The sequence below is a fragment of the Pelovirga sp. C15f genome (assembly GCF_057178085.1).
On record NZ_JBXUCV010000009.1, the window covers coordinates 1 to 20,994 of the forward strand.

At 52.9% G+C, this 20,994-nt stretch carries 16 protein-coding genes; 1 reads left to right on the forward strand and 15 read right to left on the reverse strand.

Annotated elements, in window-relative coordinates; translation table 11 throughout:
- Window positions 1–318: 318 nt before the first annotated feature.
- From tyrS to smc, 9 genes are all read right to left on the reverse strand, one after another.
- A complete protein-coding gene (tyrS, locus tag AC1931_RS14265) occupies window positions 319–1,617 on the reverse strand; it encodes a tyrosine--tRNA ligase (protein ID WP_483877956.1) in 1,299 nt (432 codons plus the stop codon).
- 71 nt (window positions 1,618–1,688) lie between these two features.
- Window positions 1,689–2,468, reverse strand: a complete 780-nt coding sequence (locus tag AC1931_RS14270; protein ID WP_483877957.1) for a TIGR00282 family metallophosphoesterase — start codon at window positions 2,466–2,468, stop codon at window positions 1,689–1,691.
- Between the two features lie 97 nt (window positions 2,469–2,565).
- A complete protein-coding gene (gene rny / locus AC1931_RS14275; protein WP_483877958.1) occupies window positions 2,566–4,131 on the reverse strand; it encodes a ribonuclease Y in 1,566 nt (521 codons plus the stop codon).
- Window positions 4,132–4,152: 21 nt separating this feature from the next.
- The gene (locus tag AC1931_RS14280; protein WP_483877959.1) at window positions 4,153–4,731 is read right to left on the reverse strand and encodes a 5-formyltetrahydrofolate cyclo-ligase; all 579 of its coding nucleotides are present in this window, start codon (window positions 4,729–4,731) and stop codon (window positions 4,153–4,155) included.
- A gap of 373 nt (window positions 4,732–5,104) precedes the next feature.
- Entirely contained in the window at window positions 5,105–5,398 is a 294-nt protein-coding gene (locus AC1931_RS14285) for a cell division protein ZapA (protein ID WP_483877960.1), read from the reverse strand.
- Window positions 5,395–5,580 (reverse strand): hypothetical protein, encoded by a 186-nt coding sequence (locus AC1931_RS14290; RefSeq protein WP_483877961.1) that lies wholly within the window; start codon window positions 5,578–5,580, stop codon window positions 5,395–5,397. The genes AC1931_RS14285 and AC1931_RS14290 overlap by 4 nt, the downstream gene beginning before the upstream one ends.
- Before the next feature lie 42 nt (window positions 5,581–5,622).
- Window positions 5,623–6,963: a signal recognition particle-docking protein FtsY gene (gene ftsY / locus AC1931_RS14295; protein ID WP_483877962.1), complete on the reverse strand. Its 1,341-nt coding sequence runs from the start codon at window positions 6,961–6,963 to the stop codon at window positions 5,623–5,625.
- Between the two features lie 69 nt (window positions 6,964–7,032).
- Window positions 7,033–7,395: a roadblock/LC7 domain-containing protein gene (locus AC1931_RS14300; RefSeq protein ID WP_483877963.1), complete on the reverse strand. Its 363-nt coding sequence runs from the start codon at window positions 7,393–7,395 to the stop codon at window positions 7,033–7,035.
- 71 nt (window positions 7,396–7,466) lie between these two features.
- Window positions 7,467–11,021 (reverse strand): chromosome segregation protein SMC, encoded by a 3,555-nt coding sequence (gene smc, locus AC1931_RS14305; protein ID WP_483877964.1) that lies wholly within the window; start codon window positions 11,019–11,021, stop codon window positions 7,467–7,469.
- A 236-nt stretch (window positions 11,022–11,257) separates the two neighbouring features.
- On the opposite strand from smc, the gene AC1931_RS14310 reads away from it, so the two are divergent.
- Window positions 11,258–14,362, forward strand: a complete 3,105-nt coding sequence (locus AC1931_RS14310; protein ID WP_483877965.1) for a YhdP family protein — start codon at window positions 11,258–11,260, stop codon at window positions 14,360–14,362.
- Between the two features lie 95 nt (window positions 14,363–14,457).
- On the opposite strand, the gene AC1931_RS14315 is transcribed toward AC1931_RS14310, so the two are convergent.
- The 6 genes from AC1931_RS14315 to AC1931_RS14340 all read right to left on the reverse strand — a co-directional run bounded on the left by AC1931_RS14315 (window position 14,458) and on the right by AC1931_RS14340 (window position 20,815).
- The gene (locus AC1931_RS14315) at window positions 14,458–14,955 is read right to left on the reverse strand and encodes a ferritin family protein (RefSeq protein ID WP_483877966.1); all 498 of its coding nucleotides are present in this window, start codon (window positions 14,953–14,955) and stop codon (window positions 14,458–14,460) included.
- A 330-nt stretch (window positions 14,956–15,285) separates the two neighbouring features.
- Complete coding sequence (locus AC1931_RS14320) at window positions 15,286–16,296, reverse strand: ABC transporter ATP-binding protein (protein ID WP_483877967.1); 1,011 nt, start codon at window positions 16,294–16,296, stop codon at window positions 15,286–15,288.
- Window positions 16,289–17,287, reverse strand: a complete 999-nt coding sequence (locus tag AC1931_RS14325) for an ABC transporter ATP-binding protein (RefSeq protein ID WP_483877968.1) — start codon at window positions 17,285–17,287, stop codon at window positions 16,289–16,291. Before AC1931_RS14325 ends, AC1931_RS14320 begins: the two co-directional genes overlap by 8 nt.
- A 4-nt stretch (window positions 17,288–17,291) precedes the next feature.
- Entirely contained in the window at window positions 17,292–18,209 is a 918-nt protein-coding gene (locus AC1931_RS14330; RefSeq protein ID WP_483877969.1) for an ABC transporter permease, read from the reverse strand.
- On the reverse strand, window positions 18,206–19,183 hold the full coding sequence (locus AC1931_RS14335; RefSeq protein ID WP_483877970.1) for an ABC transporter permease: 978 nt from the start codon (window positions 19,181–19,183) through the stop codon (window positions 18,206–18,208). Before AC1931_RS14335 ends, AC1931_RS14330 begins: the two co-directional genes overlap by 4 nt.
- Before the next feature lie 78 nt (window positions 19,184–19,261).
- Window positions 19,262–20,815: an ABC transporter substrate-binding protein gene (locus AC1931_RS14340; protein ID WP_483877971.1), complete on the reverse strand. Its 1,554-nt coding sequence runs from the start codon at window positions 20,813–20,815 to the stop codon at window positions 19,262–19,264.
- Window positions 20,816–20,994 lie beyond the last annotated feature (179 nt).

The window sequence follows — 20,994 nt, forward strand, 5'->3', positions numbered from 1 at the left end:
TGTATCCTTTGTTTGTTCAATTAACTTGAACCCTTACAAGCTCTGTCAAACATCTGCTATTTAGTTTTCAAAGACCCGGTTTTGCCCCGCCGAAACGAAGCGACAAGCAAGGACTCTAACCAAACCATCCTAACTTGTCAATATTTTTCTTTGCTATGTCCGTCTGTTTTTTTATCGTCGCCGAGCTGTTTTGCCGGGCAACGGAGCGCAGTTATAACCAAAGCCCCATTGAGCGTCAACCTTTTTTTTAAAAAAAATATTGCCGGCGACAAGATACTGATCTAGCGCCCTTTTCATCAACTGAAATAATAGCGGCAATCACACAATCTCGATGACTATATAGTTTTTCTTCCCTTTCTGGACCAGAAGATAAGATCCCCCAACCAGATCAGCTACCGTTACCAGATAATCCTGGTCAGTCACCTTGGTCTTGTTAAGACTGAGGCCGTTGCCCTGAATGGTGCGGCGCAGATCACCCTTAGATGCAAAGGCCGCGGTATGGGTTGTCAGCAGCTCAACAATGGGAGTGCCTGCGTCAAGAGCGGTGCGTGCAACCGGGAAGGTCGGCACGCCCTCAAATACTGACAGAAACGTCTCTTTGTCCAGCCGGGCAAGACTATCTGTCGTTGCGTTGCCAAAGAGAATCTGCGACGCCTCAATTGCCTTGTTATATTCTTCAATTCCATGAACCATACAGGTCACTTCTGCGGCCAGGCGCTTCTGTAAAGGACGCAGATGGGGCGATGCCGCCTGCTCCTTTGCCAGTCCTGCCACTTCGTCATGGCTGAGCAGGGTGAAAATCTTGATGTATTTTTCGGCATCCTCATCAGAAACATTCAACCAGAACTGGCAGAACTTGTAAGGGGTGGTCAGTTTTGCATCAAGCCAGACATTGCCGCTTTCAGTTTTACCGAACTTGCCGCCATCAGCCTTGGTAATCAGCGGGCATGTCAGTGCAAAGGCCTCTCCACCCTCTTTACGGCGAATAAGCTCTGTTCCCGTAGTAATATTCCCCCACTGATCGGAGCCTCCCATCTGCAATCGGCAATTCTTTTCACGGTATAAATGCAGATAATCAGTGGCCTGCACCAACTGGTAGGTGAACTCTGTAAAAGAGAGCCCGGTTTTGGTTTCTTCACTGAGTCGTTTTTTAACGCTGTCCTTGGCCATCATGTAGTTGACGGTAATATGCTTGCCGATATCACGGATAAACTCAAGAAACCCGAAATTTTTCATCCAGTCATAATTATTGACCATCTCGGCTGTGTTGGGGTTTTTCGATTCAAAATCCAGAAACTTCGCCAGCTGCTTTTTAAGACAATCAACATTGTGCTCAAGGGTCTGCTCATCAAGCAGATTGCGCTCAGCCGATTTCATCGACGGATCACCGATCATGCCGGTTGCCCCGCCAACCAGGACAATCGGTTTGTGGCCGGCACGCTGGAAATGCTTGAGCATCATGACGCTGACCAGATGCCCGATGTGGAGGGAATCAGCGGTCGGATCAATGCCGACATAGGCCGTGGTCATCTCCTTCTGGAGCTGCTCTTCGGTCCCAGGCGTTATGTCGTGGATCATGCCGCGCCATTGTAGTTCTTTAACAAAGTTTCTGGTCATGACTACCCTGCTTTACTTCTGTAGAGGCTAATCTTCCGGGTCAATACTGGCGGCTAAACATACCAGACAAATCAGAGTCGCGCCTGGATGCGCTCAATACAGGTACAGCACCCAGTACCTTCGTCAATAGTCAGCACAACCGCTGACAGCTGTGGGTCATTCTTGGCAACCTCGAGGCGTATCGGCATCTGTGATAAAAAACGCTCCAGGGCCGCGTCTTTTTCGTTACCGATAATAGCATCCCGACTACCCGACATACCGACATCGGTTAAATAACCGGTACCACCGGAAAGTATGACCTCATCCGCGGTCTGAACGTGGGTGTGGGTGCCGATCACCGCGCTGACCCTGCCGTCGAGATAATAACCGAGCGCCTGCTTCTCGCTGGTTGCCTCCGCATGAAAATCGACCAGGATAATAGAAGTAGCCTGGCGCAACTCATCAATAAGCAGGTCAGCAGCGCGAAATGGACAATCGAGGTTTTTCATGAAAACCCGTCCCTCCAGGTTGCAAACACCAACCCTGATGCCACCAGCAGTCTCGTAGACCCCCGTACCCCGGCCCGGCAGGCCAGGTGGATAGTTGGCCGGGCGCAACAGGCGATGTTCCCGGTCAAGAACCGGGATGATCTCCTTTTTGTCCCAGATATGGTTGCCGGAAGTGACAACATCAACACCGCAGGCAAAAAGCTCCTTGAGAATCGGTCCGGTCAGCCCATAGCCGGCGGCTGCATTTTCGCCGTTGGCAATCACCAGATCGATCTGATAACGCCCCACCAGGCCCTGCAGATGGTCACTGAGCGCCTTTCTTCCGGCACGGCCGACAATGTCACCAACAAACAGCAATTTCAATACAACAACCTCGAAGCGGTAGCGCAAGACCTGCCAGCAGCGGCGCTATCTGCCCGGAAGACGCCACCGCTAAAGAAGAACCGTCACCAACCATCAGCTACTTGGCATACTCTACCGCACGCGTCTCACGAATCACATTAACGCGGATCTGCCCCGGATAGGTCATCTGCTGCTCGATCTTGGCAGCAATGTCCTTGGCCAGAACGTGGGAGTAATCATCAGACACCTCATCGCTGGAAACCATCACGCGGATCTCACGACCGGCCTGAATGGCAAAACAACCGGTGACACCGGAAAAAGACGTGCCAATCTGTTCGAGATCGCGCAAACGCTTGACGTAGGTCTCCAGGGTCTCACGGCGGGCACCTGGACGGGCACCGGAAAGAGCATCGGCGGCCTGCACCAGAATAGCAAGGACCGTATCGGGTTTTTCATCCTCATGGTGGGCCATTATCGCATGGACAATGGCGGCCGACTCACCATATTTACGCGCCAGCTCCCCACCATTAACCGCATGTGAGCCTTCCAGCTCGTGACTGACCGCCTTGCCAATATCATGCAGCAGGGCCGCACGCTTGGCTTCTTTGACATTCAGACCCAGCTCAGCAGCCATCATCCCGCAAAGAAAGGCCATTTCGATAGAGTGAACCAGGATATTCTGGCCGTAGGAGGTCCGGTATTTGAGCATTCCCAGCAGCTTGACAATTTCGGGGTGAATCCCATGAACACCGACATCGAAAGTGGCCTGTTCACCAGCTTGACGGATCTCCTCGTCGACCTCTTCGCGTGCCTTTTCGACCAATTCTTCAATCCGTGCCGGGTGAATCCGTCCATCAGCGATGAGCCGCTCGAGGGCGATACGGGCGACCTCGCGCCGCACCGGATTGAAGCCGGAAATAACAACCGCCTCGGGGGTATCATCAATGATCAGATCGATACCGGTAGCGGCTTCTATCGCACGGATATTGCGTCCCTCACGGCCGATAATCCGCCCCTTCATCTCATCTGACGGCAACGGCACCACGCTGACGGTTTTTTCTGCTACAAAATCACCGGCATAGCGTTGGATCGCAAGGGCCATGATTTTTTTGGCTTTTTTATCAGCCGTCTCCAGCGCCTCATCTTCGATGCGTTTGATACTTTTGGCAGCATCATGCCGCGCCTCACTCAACATTCCATCAATCAACTGCTGCTTGGCCTCGGCCTGGGTCAAACCGGAAATCGCCTCAAGGCGCGTCTGCTGCTCTGCCCGCAATTTTTCGGTTTCATCCATTCTGTTCTGCAGCTCTGACTCCAACTGGCGCAACTGCTTCTCTTTGGCGGCCAGCTCGTCATTTTTCTTTTCCATCTGATCAAACTTGCGATCAAGATTTTCTTCCTTCTGCTGCAACCGGTTCTCGTTGGTGTGAATCTCCTTGCGTAATTCACGCGCCTCTTTTTCCCAATCGGTTTTGGCCTGAAGAACCAGATCTTTCGCCTGGATAATCGCCTCTTTAGTAATTGTTTCTGCCTCTTTGCCGGCATCACTGACAATTTTCTGGGCTACCGCCTTGGCACTGTTGACCGTCGATTCAGAAAGTTTACGGCGCAGCAACATTCCCAAAAAAACCCCGGCTGCCAGAGCGACCAGAACCAAAACAATCGTAATTATTTCTGTTTGCATAAAAACCTCCCCCTTTAAGGGCTATGTTAAGCCTGGCAATTTGCTGCACCAGGTAATGGTTTCCGTATCTGTCACCAGAACATCCAGAGACTGATCGTGCGCTCCGACTGGTAATGCGTCGCACAACTGAAATGAATAAGAAAAGCCGACCCGAACAACCTGGTTAGAGCAACAGGCCAGATAGCGATCATAAAAACCCCGACCGTAGCCAAGTCGGTGGCCCCGGCGATCAAACGCCACCCCGGGAATTAAAATCAAATCCGGTGCCTGCCCGCTCATTTCAAGATCGGCAACAGGCTCAAGCACACCAAAAGCACCCGCCACCAGCTGTTTCGGACTGACAATTTCAACAAATTGCAAGTCCTGTTTTGCAACCCGGGGATAATAAACCTGTTTACCCTGGTGACGGGCAGCGACAAAGATGTCACTCGTTGCTATCTCATTTTGTATGGGGCTGTAGAGTGCCAGGCTCCGTGCAGAACAAAACAGCTCTGAGGCCATCAAGCGCTGCTGAGCCAGACGCGACAATTGCGCCACCTGCTCAGGCAACAGGGCACTGCGACGTCCCAGCATATGCGTTCGGATCGCCCTTTTATCCATAAACCAATAAGTCCAGGCTTGGTGCAGGTATGGCCGGAAGGTTCCGCCAGAGGAGGGTCAGAAATGAGAGGAAAAACGGGTATGTAAGCAGTTTACCGGCAATAGCGCTCTAGCGGCAATTGTCATCCACCTGTATGAAGGAAGCCGCTCTGAAGACAACTTGCACTCATAGTACCTATCCGCAAGATGATACTGCATGCCAATGAAATATAAACCACACAACCCGCTCCCGGGACCGATTTAAAACCCGGGGTGGTTTGACTTGCATTCACTTCTTCTCGTTCGACACTCAGGCAACAAGCGTTCCGACGATCTATCAATCAACCCGACAACAGTCGAGAATATCGGTGATATTACAACGGATTGTTCGGGATTAGCAACCAAAATTATCATCAATTTCCAGCAGCAACTGACGCTCCAACTGTCCCAGCCGCCGGCCTACCTCACTATCATCCTGCGCTTTTTTTTCCTGCAACAGCAGGTGTTCTCCGGCCAGGTTCAACAGGGTCAGAATCATCAGGTCAACCGTGTCGACAGACCTGCCGGCGGCTGTTTCCGCCAATTTTTCTTCTGCAAAGGCCACAACCTTCTGGATCTGTTGTTCCGACTGTTGACTACGCAAGGTATAGATGCGCCCCTGGATCCTGATCTGAAGTTGTGCGCTCATATTCCCTCCACATCGATGTCATCTAAACCTGCGAGGATTCGATCAATCTGCTTCAGCAAGTACTGCCTTTCTTCCAGCCACCGCTGCTTCTCCTGCTGCAACTGGCGATTACTGAGTTTCAGGGCACGATGTTGCTCAAGCAAGACAGCTATGGATTTTTCCAGATCAACCAGCTTCTGCATTTCGATCATCCCTTTGTTGGACGGTGCAACATCAAACAAAAATCAAGAACGCTCAAACAGGGCACTGACAAACATGTCGGCATCAAAGGGGCGCAAATCGTCAAGTTTCTCGCCAATGCCAACATAGCGGACAGGGACACTGAGCTCTGCCGCGATGGCAACGACAATGCCGCCTTTCGCCGTTCCGTCAAGCTTGGTCAGGGCAATGCCGCCCAAACCGACCGCTTCATGAAACATGCGCGCCTGGGTCAGGGCATTCTGGCCGGTGGTGGCGTCAAGGACCAGAAGGATTTCATGGGGGGCACCAGGGATCTCGCGATCAAGCACCCGGCGCACTTTTTTCAATTCTTCCATCAGGTTGACCTTGGTATGCAGGCGACCGGCGGTATCGAGAAGCAGGATATCAGCCTTGCGTGCCACCGCCGCCTTCGCAGCATCAAAAGCAACTGCCGCCGGATCAGCCCCTTCCCCGTGGCGAATCACCTCAACTCCGGCACGTTTACCCCAAATTTCGAGCTGTTCAGCCGCAGCCGCACGGAAAGTATCCCCCGCCCCCAGGACGACCTTGTGCCCGGCCCGGGAGAGCTGGCTGGACAATTTGCCGATGGTAGTCGTCTTGCCAACACCGTTAACCCCGACAACCATCATTACAAAGGGGGAAGCCCTGCTGAAATCGACAGAAGAGGCCTCGACCGCAAGAACTTTTTTCAGCTCCTGTTTGAGGAGCTCGCGGACCTCTTCAGGTTCTTTCAACCTCCCTGAGGCCAGGCGCGCTTCCAAAGTCTGGATCAGATGCTGGGTAGTTTTCATGCCAAGATCAGCGGTAATCAAAACCTCTTCAAGGTCTTCGAGCAACTCTTCGTCAACCTCGGTGCGTCCACGCAACAAGCTGTCAACCCGCCCTACCAGGGACGACTGGGTCTTGGCGAGTCCCTGTTTGAGGCGCTCAAACAGGGTCAGGCGAGGTTCCGGTTGGATTTCCGGTTCCGGTTGGATTTCCGGTTCCGGTTGGATTTCCGGTTCCGGTTGGATCTCCGGTTCCGGTTGGATCTCCGGTTCCGGTTGGATCTCCGGTTCCGGTTGGATCTCCGGTTCCGGTTGGATCTCCGGTTCCGGTTGGATCTCCGGTCCGGGTTCAGCCTGTTTCCTGGAGCTTTTCTTTAACGGACGGCGGACAATTTTCAACAGCAGCAGCACCAGCAGCAGAGCCATGATCGTCGCTACCAGGTACAGCCCCCCCCAGGCCGCCACCATCAGGTGCTCAGCCGGAACACCGAGGGCTCCCAGCCACTGGGTCAGCATCTCAATAAAGCCGGTAAACTTTTCGAGAACATCATCAACGGTCAGGGTTCTGACCTTATCCACCAGATCGTACCAACTCATATTCAATTATTCCAAACGAGGTTAAAGTTCATATGGAAAGTGCCAGGAACTACTAGCAGCCATTGGGCACTACAGGGCAATATCATCGTACAGAAACTCTGCACAACGGCGCAACTTTAGAGCCGCCCGGGCGACCAGTGCTCCTTGCTGCAATTGCAGAATCAGCAGGTAATCTTCAGTCAGGGGTTGAATCAAGGTCGTTCCCTGCTGCGTACGAATAACCACCTCTTCCGGGCAATCAGAACCCATGCGTTCCAGAGCCTCTCGCAGTAAGGTCAGTATGATCCCATGATGGGCTCCCAGTATTTTAATATCATACTCGCCGATGCGTGTTGCCTGCTCAACAGCCTCTCCTTCCCAATCGACGATAATCACCCCGAGAGCACCGGGGACATCCTGCAACAGCTGGTTCAGAACCGCTTTAAACGGCATAGGCTTTTTCTCCTGTGGTGAACCTATCTATCATGGTGTCGTAAAAACTCATCTACGACTGCGTTGCGGCATCAACCCTTGGCAACAGCATTCTCTGTTTCATGCCGCACCGCCGGCGCATAGTCATTCATACGCACCGAGACCAATCGCGACACACCGGGCTCCTGCATCGTAACGCCATAAAGGGTGTCAACAACTCCCATGGTGCGCTTACTGTGAGTAATCAGGATAAACTGTGAACGATCTGTCATTTCGCGCACCATTTCCGCAAAACGATCAATGTTAGCGTCATCCAGTGGGGCATCAACCTCATCGAGAACGCAGAATGGCGTCGGCTTGAGCAGAAACAATGAAAATATCAAGGCAACAGCCGTCAGGGCCTTTTCTCCACCTGACAACAGATTGACGTTCTGCAGACGTTTGCCCGGCGGCTGGACAATAATGTCAATACCCGTTTCAAGCAGATCATTTTCATCGGTCAGTCGCAACTCAGCCTGGCCACCACGAAATAATCGTGGGAACACCTGGCGAAACATTTCATTAGCCTGGTCAAAGGTTTCCTTAAAGCGCCGGCGGGTCGTACGATTAATCTGGGTGATGGCCTTTTCCAGATCGTCGAGTGACAGTTTGAGGTCATCGCGCTGGCCGATAAGAAAATCGTAGCGTTTTTCCTGCTCCTCATACTCTTCAATCGCCATCAGGTTTACCTCCCCCAGATCGGCAATTTTCTGCTGGAAACGCTGCAGCTGTTGCTGCTGACGTTCAAGCTCCGCTTCAGTGGCCTGGGGGACCTGATGCAGCCGCAGATCGACAGCATAACGTTCCTGTACCCCCTGATACAGGTGCTCCGCCTCCAGTTGCTGTTCGCGCTGTCGTAACTGTAAACGCGCAACAGTCTTGCGCGCTTCCTCGGCATCGGTACGCAACCTCCGCAACTGCTCACGCTGCTCATCGAGTGCTTCACGCAGTTGTTGATAAGCTTCCTGCAAGCGCACAGTCTGTTGTAACTGTGTATGCCGGTCATCAAGGCGCTGATCCAGATCTGCGCGGATCAGGGACTGTCTCTGTTGTAGCTGCCTGCGCGCAGCATCCTGCTGCGATAAACGCTGCTCAAGGTTCTGCTGCCGTTCACGCAATTCATGGCATTGGCGGTCAACCCGCACAAGGGCCTGATCTGTCGCCTGGCGTTGCTGCTGAAGTTCGGCGAAAACCACCCGATACCCGGTCAGCGTCTCACGACAACGATCAACCGCCTGACGCAAAGAGGTTAACTCCTGCTGGTCATGTTGCTGTTGTTGTTCAAGTTGCCGCTGCTGTGCCAGCGCTGCATCACGACCGGCCAGGCACTCTTCCATTTCTGCCAGCAAGCCGCTGTGGGCCTCATCGATTTGTTCCAGATCAAAAGAAACCAGCTGCCGGCGCCGCGCCAGGCTGTCCTGCTCCTTGTCCAAAGCTTGCTGATCCTTCCCTAACTCCAACGACTGCAGCTCAAGACGATGAATTTCTCCCTGAAGCCGTGCCAGCACTTCGTCGGTTTCGCGCAAACGATCCTGATGTTGCTCCAGTTCACGCTCCTGACTGCTGTGTTTCAACTCAAGTTCGGCGATGCGTTCTGCAAGGTCATCCAGCTCGCGTTGGCGACGGAGCAGACCCGTTGCGGATGCAGCCATGGAACCGCCATTTAATATGCCGCGCCAATCCAGACAGGTTCCAGCCCGGTCGACCAGTGTCACCCCGACAGCAAGCGGCTGATCAAGGTGATCGGCTACCACGTCAACCAAAAAAACGCCAGTGAGCAATTGCGCAACCACCTTTTCGGCGGCGGCAACCGGGGTGACCAGACCCAGCAAGGGAACACCTATTGAACTGACACTGGCCGGCACCTTCTGGTTGGTCAGCAGCATGAGACCGCGCACCTGTTCTTGCTGCAGCAGTTCAAGGCTTGTAAGCGGGGTGTCAGTCAGGCCCAACGGAACCGCCTGCAAGCGCTCCCCCAGCACACTCTCTACCGCGAGTTCATGGGTTGCGTCAACGCGCAGCAGATCCGCAACAATCCGACGGCCCGCAGCAGCGGCTAACAGGGTGCGGGTGCCTTCGCCACAACCTTCCCGTCGCTGTTGCAACTCTTCGAGCGATTCATAACGGGAGTGCAGCTGCTCAAGGTCCCGGCGACAGCTATTAACCAGGGTCTGCTGCTGCTCCAGATTATTTTTTATCACCTGAAGCTCTTCCATCAGCCCCTGCTGTTGGTCGTGTAACGCTTCGGTTTTGCCAGTGACCGCATGTCGCTGGCCGGTTAGCTGCTGCCCCTGTTCTTCCAGTTCGCGCAGGCGCTCATCAATCTGAGACAACTCCTTGTGCAACTGCTGCTGACGCTGCTTTTCCGTAGCCAGACGGCGCTCAATCTCTTCCCGACGATTCTGCAGGCGACTGGCCTGGGCAAATTGTTCCATCAGCGCCCGGCGACCATGCTCGTAGCGTTCATTGGCCTGGTGATCCCGCTCTAAAGCCAGAGTCAGCTCCTTTTCAGCGCTGCGGGTTTTATTTTCAAGGTCGCTCAGGCTCTCCTTCGATTCCTGTTGCTGGGTCTGCAACTCACCAGCTTCGCTCTCAAGCTCGGCAAGACGCAAAGTACATTGTTCCAGTTCGGTGCGCGCCTGCTGATCCTGTTGCTGCAGCTGCTCCTGCTGACGCTGAATCAGGCCCAGCTCACCTTCCAGACGCGTAATATCGGCACCCGCCTGGTAGTCCTGTTGCTGTGCCTGATGATAATCTCCTTCAGCTGCGGTAAGTTGCAGCTGCCGCTCTTCCAAACGCAGTTCCCCCGCTTCCAATTGGCCATCAAGGCGCTCAAGGATATCTGCTTCGCGTTTCTCCTGCTGCTCAAGCAGGGCGACTTCCCCATCAAGACGCTGCAAACGATTCCCGCTGAGGCTCAGCTCAATCTGTCGTGCTTCGCGGCGTAGCTCGCGAAATTTCTCCGCTTTACTTGCCTGGCGCTGCAGGCTGCCAATCTGGCGCCTGACCTCCGAAATAATGTCACCCAGACGAATCAGGTTCTGGCGCGTAGCATCCATCTTGCGCACGGCACTTTTCTTGCGCGACTTGTATTTAGTGACCCCGGCCGCCTCTTCAATCAAGCTGCGCCGCTCCTCCGGCTTGGCGCTGACCAGAGCACCAACCTTACCTTGTTCAATAATCGAATAGGCGCGCGCGCCGACTCCGGTATCCATGAACAGCTCATTAATATCCAGCAGACGGCAGGGGGTTTTGTTGATCAGATAATCGCTGTCGCCACTGCGATATAATTTGCGCGTTACCATGATTTCGGCGAAGTCTTTATAAGCCGCCGGACAATGACCGTCGCTATTATCAAAAATCATGGAAACTTCTGCCAAACCGGTAGGCTTGCGGGTTTCACTGCCGCCGAAAATCACATCTTCCATCGTGCGACCACGCAGGTGCCGGACATTCTGCTCGCCCATCACCCAGCGGATCGCGTCAAGGATATTACTTTTGCCGCAACCGTTGGGACCGACAATGCCGGTAATCCCCGTCTCAAACTCAATAGAGACCTTGTCAACAAAGGATTTGAATCCGAAAATGTCAAGACGCTTGATCTTCATGGCCTATCGTTGACTTATCTTAAGAAAGAAGAGAAATTCCAACCTATTGCTGGTGGATGGGTATCCGCCAGAGGGCTGGTTATGTTATCAGGGGCATTTAGTCAAGTAAAGCACAGATATCCTCAGGATTGTCGGCAGCTATTGTCCCTTGCTGGCCGGCACTGGACAGGCTATCATGATCCTTGGTGTTGTTTATCTTGCAATCGGCCGATCGGGCAAAACAGGTGTAAAGATTTATGATGAGATCGATCATCACCACTGCAACCCGCATTATCATGACCCTGCTGCTGATTGGTCTACTCGGCATTGCCCTGTTGTTGCTCTATATCAGCCGACTGGATCTGGAAGAATATCGCCACACCCTTGAGGAGCAGATCAGTTCAGCATTGCAACAACCGGTGAGTATCGCCTCCGGATCCATTAAATTTCGCCAGGGGTTGGCCATTGACTTGTATCAGGTTGAAATCGGCACTAAGCAGGAGTCCCATCTGCTCATTCCACACATCAGGGCCACCCTCCCCTTATTGCCACTGCTGAACAAACAAGTCGTCCTCAAGAACGTGGAAATTCTCGAGGCCGAAACCACTCTGTACTTACCGTTAAAGAAACAACCTCAACCTGCAGCGACAAGGATCTCTCAAGACAACTCCTTTCAACTGGATATCCGTATGCTGACAGTCAGGCATGCCGAAGTCAGGATCTATGATCAGGGTAAGCCCCTTGCCCATCTGGCCAACCTCCACGCGGTTATCTATGACTGGCAGGCGCAACACCCTGCGCAACTGGTTATTTCCGGTCATGAGCTTCAAACGCAGGCCGATTTTCTCCTTGAAACCATACTGCCGCCTTTTACCGGCGAGAACTGGCGGCGGCTCAACTGGCAGGCTGACCTGCACATCGGTCGCCATGGATCCGAAATCGAGATAACAGACTTACAAACGGCACTGGCACAATCGGGGCGCATCAAGCTGACCCTTGACGGCGTCCCCGCTGACGGAGCCCAGGTGTCAACCACCGTAATCCGGGCCGGCAGCAGCGTGCCACTGATTCATATCGACGGCATCTGGACATCTGCCACGGATACTGAAAAACTTGAGCACCTTGACGGCACACTGCTGGGCTTTCCCGCCAGTGGCTATTTCAGCCTGCAGCACACCCCGACCCGGCAACTCAGTGCTCTGCTGGAAAGCTCCAATCTCGCCGTCACAACCGAGGATTTTGCCGCAATCAATCAAATTACTCAGGCCGGGGTTGTTTCAGGGGTTCTTGATCAGCTGCGTCTGCGCATCGACCACCAGTGGTCTGAAACCGGCGAAGACACGCCTCCTGTACGCATTGACGGCGAGATCAAACTCTCTGAGATCACCTGGAAGGATCCCGCAGCCTGGTCAATCAGTGCCATTGACTCCGAGTGGAGCGTCAGCAGTTCAACCCTGACTCTGGCCGCTACTCAAATTCATACCGATCTTGGCAGCCTGCAGGTCAGTGGCCATATCGATCATCTTTTTACCGATCCATCCCTCAGACTGGAAGCCAGGGCAACCTCCCCGATGGAGAACCTGGTGGCTGGTCTGAGCCTGCCCACAGGCTGGTCTGCCACCGGACCGGCACATCTGGAGATTGGAATCAATGGAGCCGTCAACGCCCCGGCCTTCACCCTGGGCGCCAATCTGGCTGACAGTCATATCAGCCTCGGCTCCTACTACATCAAAGAAGCCCAACAACCAGCACGGATAGAGGCCGGCGGCACGCTACATCACCATGACCGAATCGAGCTTGATCGCTTTACTATCAATCTTAAGCCCGCACAGATTGCCGGAAAGGCAACGATGCGCCCCTGGGATAAAGTGCCGAGCGCTACCTTGATCACAGACGATCTGGACCTGTCCAGTCTGTCCTCTATCAACCGCACCTTCAGGCGCCTGCAGTTAGCCGGCAAGGCCTCCGCAGAGTTATTCATGGATGCCGCCACCCTGAACGGCAAGTTGTTCATTACTGCCGGTGGCGCCCACCTGACCTCCCTGATCGGCGATCTCAATAGTGTTTCCGGTACAATCAGCATCAACAAAAATGGCTTACGCTTCAGTCAGTTACCTGCCAAGCTTGGCGAGTCCCAGTTCATTGTCAACGGAAATCTGCAAGGATGGACCAATCCGTTGCTCAAACTAGAAGTTACAGCCACCAGCGCGCGGGCCCGGGATCTGGTGTTCAGCAATCCCGACTTGACCCTTCATAACCTGCGCGGACGACTGGAAATTGATCAGCACGGCATCAGCTTCGATCCGGTAACCGTCACCCTGGAGAAATCCACCCAGGCTTCCGTATTCGGCAGCGTCAGGAACTTCAGGCGACCGCAGACCAATCTGATTATTCATGGTGAGCAAGCCCATGTCCTCGATATTATCAATCTGTTTCGTGGGCCGCCAAAAACATCAAAAAATTCCATTCGCCTCAATTCACCGCAGGAACCCATTACCATCCACATCAGCGCGCGCGAGGGAAATCTCAGCGGCATGAAGTTCAGCAACGCTCGCACCACCCTGATTGATCACAAGGGGGTTCTCTCCATTTACCCTCTGACCTTTGAAAGCGGGGGTGGCTGGGTCCGCGCCAAGGTCGAGTACAATCGCCACGATCAGGCTGCCCCGCTTAAGATTTCCGGGCACCTCAACGGCGTCGACGCTTCCATCGTTCATCATGATCTGTTTGATCGTCCCGGCTTGATCCGCGGGCCCATGACCGGTGACTTTTACCTTACAGGAGACCCTGGCAGCGGTGCGTTCTGGAAGCACGCCAGCGCTGGTGCCTATTTTCAGATCCATCAGGGTACATTACGCAAATTCCGCGGATTGGCACAGATGTTTTCACTGCTGAATGTTTCGCAGATTTTCAGCGGCCGACTGCCGGACATGGACCAGGAAGGGATGCCCTTTAATCTGATGGAAGGGAGCTTTCTGCTCAGTGATGGGATACTTCATACTGAAGATCTCAAAATAATCGGTGAAGCCATGAATATGTCGATCGTCGGCAAGCAGAACCTGACAAACGAAACCCTTGATATGATTCTCGGCGTCATGCCCCTGCGCACGGTTGACAAAGTGGTCAGCTCCATCCCGATCGCCGGCTGGGTGCTGGCAGGCGAAGATCGGGCGGTACTGACCGCCTATTTCCGCATCGAAGGCGCGGTCGAAACTCCTTCTGTCAGCGCCATACCTGTCAACACGATCTCTAACACCGTCCTGGGCGTTTTCAAACGCACTCTGGGATTGCCCGAAAAGCTGATCAAGGATCTCGGATCCTTCTTCCAGTCCGAAACCCTCAAAAAAGAAGAGTCCGAATAGCAGCGTTCCCCCGCAAAAAAATAAGTTTCTGCGAAAGCCTGCCACCTTAAGTCATTGAGATCTTTTTCCAGGCATGGAATCAAGCATGCAATTAACTATTCGCGAACGTAAGTATCCATGTCACTCTCGTGGACCATCCCCATGGTACGCGCGTATTCTGATGAAATGATCTCACAGTGAATGCGGGTGTCTCTGGCAACTTCGTTAAAAACTGCACGGACCTGAGGATCAATAATATATTTAGCGGCCTGCAAAAAGGTTTTTTCCAGATTCTCTTCTTCTTTAATGGCCAACTCCCGAGCTTTTCGTTCATGCACATCCTTGTTCAGCGCTTTTGTCAACTCAACCAACATCACTGAATCGGCCTTAGGCGGGCGGCCTACCACATCTTCAAAACTCCCCAGATCATCCCATTGATAATATTGATAAAACTTCCCGGCGTTTTCCCTGACCTCTTCAGCCAGCCGGGTCAATACGCTTTTACCCTTTTCATTTTCTGTTATCTTTGCTGCTTCCAGGTAGAAATCCATCAGATTTTTTTTAGCCAGAATAGCCATCTTCAACGCTTCTTTTAAGGTGTATTCCTGTGGCATATAATCCTCCTTGACCTTGATAGGGGGTTAGCCAACCCTGGGGTAAGCCCTGATTCAGAACATGGATCTGTGCCTTAATGTTTATCATTGTTTAGGAAAAAGTCTACTCTGGACGACCGACAAAAAAGACCCCTCACATAAATACAACAAGTCATCCTTATCCTTGCCGCGGGATCTGGACTGGACAGGAATAACGCGATGGCGGTTTAAAAATCCGTGACCTATGGGGGGATTTTCAGTTCGGGCAGGTTCAACGCAGGAGGAGTACGGCCGGGAAAAGCCGCAGGAGCTACCGATACCGGTTATAGTGGGCCGGTTTCCACAGACGGATCAGATGCGCCCCTCCTCTACGGCATGGCAGGCGACCTGACGACCGGCATGGAGAGTACACAACAGCGGCACTTCGGAAATACAGCGCTGATCCGCGAAGGGGCAGCGTCCGTGAAAAACACAGCCACTGGGCAGGTTGATAGGAGTCGGCACCTCCCCTTTCAATCGCGTGTGGCGACTACGGCCGCCGGTCAGACGCGGGATGGCACTCAGTAGAGCCTGGGTGTACGGGTGCCTGGGAGACTCAAACAGTGATGCCGTATCAGAAAGTTCACACATCGTCCCCAGATACATAACACCGACCCGATCACTGATATGTTCCACTACCGACAGATCGTGAGCGATAAACAAATAGGTCAGCTGATGCTGTTGCTGCAGGTCCATCATCAGATTGAGAATTTGCGCCTGGATTGACACATCAAGGGCGGAAATAGGTTCATCAGCAACGATAAATTCCGGGTTGACAATCAATGCCCGGGCAATGGACATGCGCTGACGCTGCCCTCCGGAAAATTCATGGGGCAGCCTGGTGACCCACTGTGGATCACTACCGACCTGCAGCATCACCTCGTCAACCCGATCTTTCACCTCGGCCGACGTCAGCTGCGGATAGTGATAGCGCAACGGTGCTTCCAGAGTTTGACGAATGGTCTTGCGCGGATTAAGCGATGCATAGGGATCTTGAAAAACCATCTGCATTTTTTTTCGATAAGGGAGCAGCTGTTTGTGGCTGAGGTTGTCGATCCGTGCCCCACGATAAAATATTTCACCACTGTTGGGTGGATATAACCCCATTATTGTCCGTCCGAGGGTTGATTTGCCGCATCCCGATTCCCCAACGACACTGAAGGTTTCGCCGGGCAACAGGTCGAAGGACAGGTTATTGACTGCTTTGACCAGGGTTTTATGCCGCGCTAACCGACCATCGCGCCATTGCAACTGATCCAGAACACCTCCGGAAATATCGAAGTGCTTGTACAGCTTGTTGACGGTCAGGATGTTATTATTCATGGTCAGGCTGCTCCGAGGGAGTTGCTACAGGATAGAGGTGGCAGGCGGCGAGAACGCCATTTCCTGCCCTTCGTAGGGCCGGTGTATCGGTGCGACAGATCTCCATAACCTGACGACACCGTGGATTGAAAGCACACCCCGGCGGTATATCTTTCAAGGTCGGCATCATCCCGGGGATTTGATTCAGGCGCGTGCCATGGCCACCGCTTTGCGGCAGTGCCGCAATCAAGCCCTGCGTGTAGGGGTGCTGTGGCCGGGCGATGACATCTTGTGTCGGCCCTTTTTCAACAACCCTGCCGGCGTACATGACGGCCACTGTCTGGGTCACCTGGGCGACAACGGCAAGGTCGTGGGTAATGAGAATCATCCCCATCCCCTCCGTCTCACAAAGCTCTATCAACAAATCCATAATCTCCGCCTGGATCGTCACATCCAGAGCCGTTGTCGGCTCATCGGCGATAATCAGTTCCGGGCCGGTTAACAGAGCGATGGCGATAATGATCCGCTGGCGCATTCCCCCTGAAAATTCATGGGGATATTGTTCCAGACGCTTTTCCGGCGAGGGAATGTGGACTTTACGTAATTTTTCCAGGGCAATGGCACTTGCCCGCTCCCTGCTGATTTGCGGGTTATGGGCCATCAGAGTCTCAATCATCTGGGTTCCAATCGTCAGCACTGGATTGAGAGTCATCATCGGATCCTGAAAAATCATGCTGATCCGGTTTCCACGGATCGTGCGCAGATGCTCAGCACTCATGGTGGCCAGATTCTCGCCATGAAAGTTCACCTCACCTGAGGCGATGTATCCCGGCTGACTGATCAGATTGATTATAGAAAAACCGGTGACCGACTTGCCGGCCCCCGACTCCCCCACGAGCCCCAGGCGCTCCCCTCTGGCAAGACCGAAACTGACTCCGTTCGTAGCGGTTACATCGCCGCCCCGCAAGGCGAACTTGACCACCAGATCCTTCACTTCAAGAAGTATTGCCATGGTGTCAGCCCTTGTAAAGCTTGGGGTTGAAAACGTCGCGCAAGAAGTCTCCAAGAAGATTGATTGACAAGACCAGCACTACCAAAAGGACTCCAGGAAGAATCGTAATCCACCAGGCGCCGCTGAAAATATATTCAAACCCGGAATTGATCAACGACCCCAACGACGGTCGATCGATCGGCATCCCCAGTCCCAGGAACGATAAGGCCGCCTCGCTCATCACCGCATTGGCAACCTGAATTGTCGAGAGCACCAGAATCGGTGACAAGGTGTTCGGGAAAATCTGGCTGAGGATAATCCGGGATGACGTAAATCCGGCCACTCGTGCCGCTTCAACATATTCTTTCTTGCGTTCGGCCAGCACCGAAGCGCGTACCGTTCGAGCGTACTGGGGCCATTGTGAAAAACCGATGACAAGAATCAAAAAAGGGACGGCAATTTCTCCAAAACGAGAGACACCCACCACCGCCTGCAGCACAGCACTGAGAAAAATCGCGACCATCAAATAGGAAAATGACAATTGAACATCAGCCGCCCGCATGAAAATAGCGTCGAGCCGCCCGCCATGGTAACCGGCAAAAAGGCCGATGAGAACACCAAGAAACGCCTGAAGCAACACCGCGCCAAGGCCGATCATAATAGAGATCCGCATGCCGTAAATCATGGTCGAGAGCATATCGCGTCCCTGAGCATCGGTTCCCAGCAGAAACTCCCGACTCCCCTGGTCTTCCCAGGCCGGCGGAATTTCCGAATTCATGATATCGATCATTTCGGGGTCATACGGGTTATAGGGCGCTATCAGCGGAGCAAAAATTGCGCTGCATAACAACAGCACCAGCACCAGCAAGCTGACTATCGCAATTTTATCGCGCTTGAAGCTGTACCACAGATAACTCTCACGAAAGGTCGCCAGAGCGCTCATGACGAGGCCCCACCGATCCGGATTGTCGGGTTAACCAGACCATAGATCAAATCGACGATCGTATTAACGACAACCATCACAATACCGACAAACATCAGATAAGCCACCAGCAGCGGGGAATCAGATCGTTCTACCGCTTCCATAAACATGAAACCAAGCCCTTGCCACTGAAACACCGTCTCGGTAAGAATCGTAAATGCGATGGTCACTCCCAACTGCACACCTCCGACGGTAATCACCGGCAACAAGGTATTTTTAAACGCGTGAACAAACCAGACCCGTTGATTGCTGAGCCCTTTAGCCCAGGCGAACTTGATATATTCCGATTCCAGCACCTCCATCATTTCTGCCCGAATCAGGCGGATAAAAAGGGGCAGCATGATGGAGCTTAAGGCGACGCTTGGCATCAGAATATGCAACCAGCCATCGACGGTCAGCAGGCCGCTGTCCCAGCCACCGACCATGACCAGTTCACCGCGTCCGAAGGAAGGCAGCCACCCGAGCTTAATCGAAAAAACATAGATCATCATGATGGCAGTCAAAAAAACCGGGATTGAAACCCCGACAATACTGCCGCTCATTAAAAATCGAGAGAAGAAATGGTTAGGACGGATGGCGGAAAAGACCCCCAGCGGTATTGAAAAGAAAATAACAATCAGACTGCTGACAAAAACCAGTTCGAGGGTCGCCGGAGCCTTTTCCAATATGACCTCGGTTGCCGGTCGCTTGTAGAAAAAAGAATTGCCCAGATCCCCCTGAATCGCTTTGCCGAGGAAACGAACATACTGGACATACCAGGGATCATTAAGCCCCAATGTTTCCCGAAATTCCTGCAGTTCCTCTGCCGACACCGAAATTCCGGTCATTTCGCGTACCGGGTCACCGACACTCTGCTTGACGGCAAAACCGATGACGCTGATGACAAAAATAACGACAAGGGCTTGAATAACCCGACGGATGACAAAAGCTATCATACCTGCTCCAAGAATGTTCAGGGGGGAGCGCCGTCGGCGCTCCCCCCTGAACCCGTAACTACCTCAAGCACTATGGTATCAGTCGATGACCAGATCACCGAAATAGGGGAAATCCATCACATTGACAATCGGCTCAATCTGCAGGTTTTTCTTGCCCGCCCAGGACAGATCCTGCCAGTGCAAGGGGACAAAAGCCGCGTCATCGTAAGCGATCTGCTCCATTTGCTGCATCATCGCAATCCGCTTGACCTGGTCGGTTTCCGACTGTACTGCAATAGTCAGACGATCGACTTCAGGGTTACAGTAGTTGCCGGAATTGTACTGACCGTATCCGGTTTCCTTGTTGGGACACATCAACAAAAATTCGAAAAAGTTGCCGGTATCCTCGGTGTCCGAGTGCCAGCCGATCATCTGAATATCAGCGACCTGAGCATCGAACTGGTCCCAGTACTGTGCCTTGGGCATTGTTTTCAGATTCACCTTGATCCCGATTTTACCCAGCATCGATGCCGCAGCTTCAGCAATTTTCTCGTCATTGACGTAACGGTTATTGGGGGCGATCATACTGACCTCAAAACCATCAGCGTAACCGGCCTCCGCCATCAACTGTTTGGCTTTATTCAGATCGTAACGTGGGGTCAGTGCCGGATTATGACCCAGGTAGCCCTTTGGACTGTTCTGCGCTCCGACAGTTGCCCGTCCCTTCATCAGCTTTTCAGCAATACCGGCATTATTGACGGCATAAACTATCGCCTGACGGACCTTCGGATCCTTGAATGCCGTGACCCGGTTCTGATTCAGTTGAAGTGTGATGATGCGGGTGCCACTCATGGTTACGAGCTGAACGTTGTCAGCCTTTTCGATCCGGTCCATATCCTGCGGCGGCACCGGCATAATGAAATCGACATCACCGGAAAGCAGCGCGGCGACACGGGTTGCGTCATTCTTGATCGGGGTCAGGATAATTTTGTCGACATTACCGGGGGAAGCCTGGTCCCAATAGCCGGCAAATTCATCAAAAACGACCTTGACGCCCTGCTGGCGCTCAGTGACCCGATATTTACCGGTACCAGATGCGTTCTCGTTGGCAAAAGAATAATCGGTCTTGACGATAACCCCCTTGTCCATTCCTCTGTCATCGTTACCCGAATAAAATTTACTGTCCATCGGAAAAACATAGGTGGCCGTGTTCAGCAACAGCGGGTAGGGCACCTTGGTAACCAGATCCACTGTATACTTATCAACCTTGACCGGGACATCAAAGGGTTCAAAAATGCCCTTGAAATCAACGGAGTTTTTCAAACGGTTCACGGTCCAGATAACATCATCCGCAGTAAATTCGTTGCCGCTATGAAACATCACCCCCGGTTTGAGATAAAAACGAACGGTAAACTCATCCAGACGTTCCCAGCGCTCGGCCAGGCGCCCCTCAATCGTTGTCTCCTTGGTCCAGCGCACCAGAGGATCGAACACCATGTGGGAGTACTGCAGCATCCCGCCTGACAACTGCACATGGGGATCAAGGGACACTGGATCGGCATCCATCGCCAGTTTAAGGGTTTTGGCCTGCACCAGACCAGCCATCATTAATACCAGCAGTATCACGAACAAAACTCTTGTCATTTTTTGCATCGTCTACCTCTCCTCTTCGACCAACAGTTATTACCGGTTCTCCCTCGAACGATCCCGCGATCATTCGTTCATTAAAGGGACATCCACTGATGAAAATCTATTGAGTTTATCACTCATTGTCAACAACAGCCGCCAGGACACATGAGAAATATGTTCATAAACATCCGGGGATATTTGCC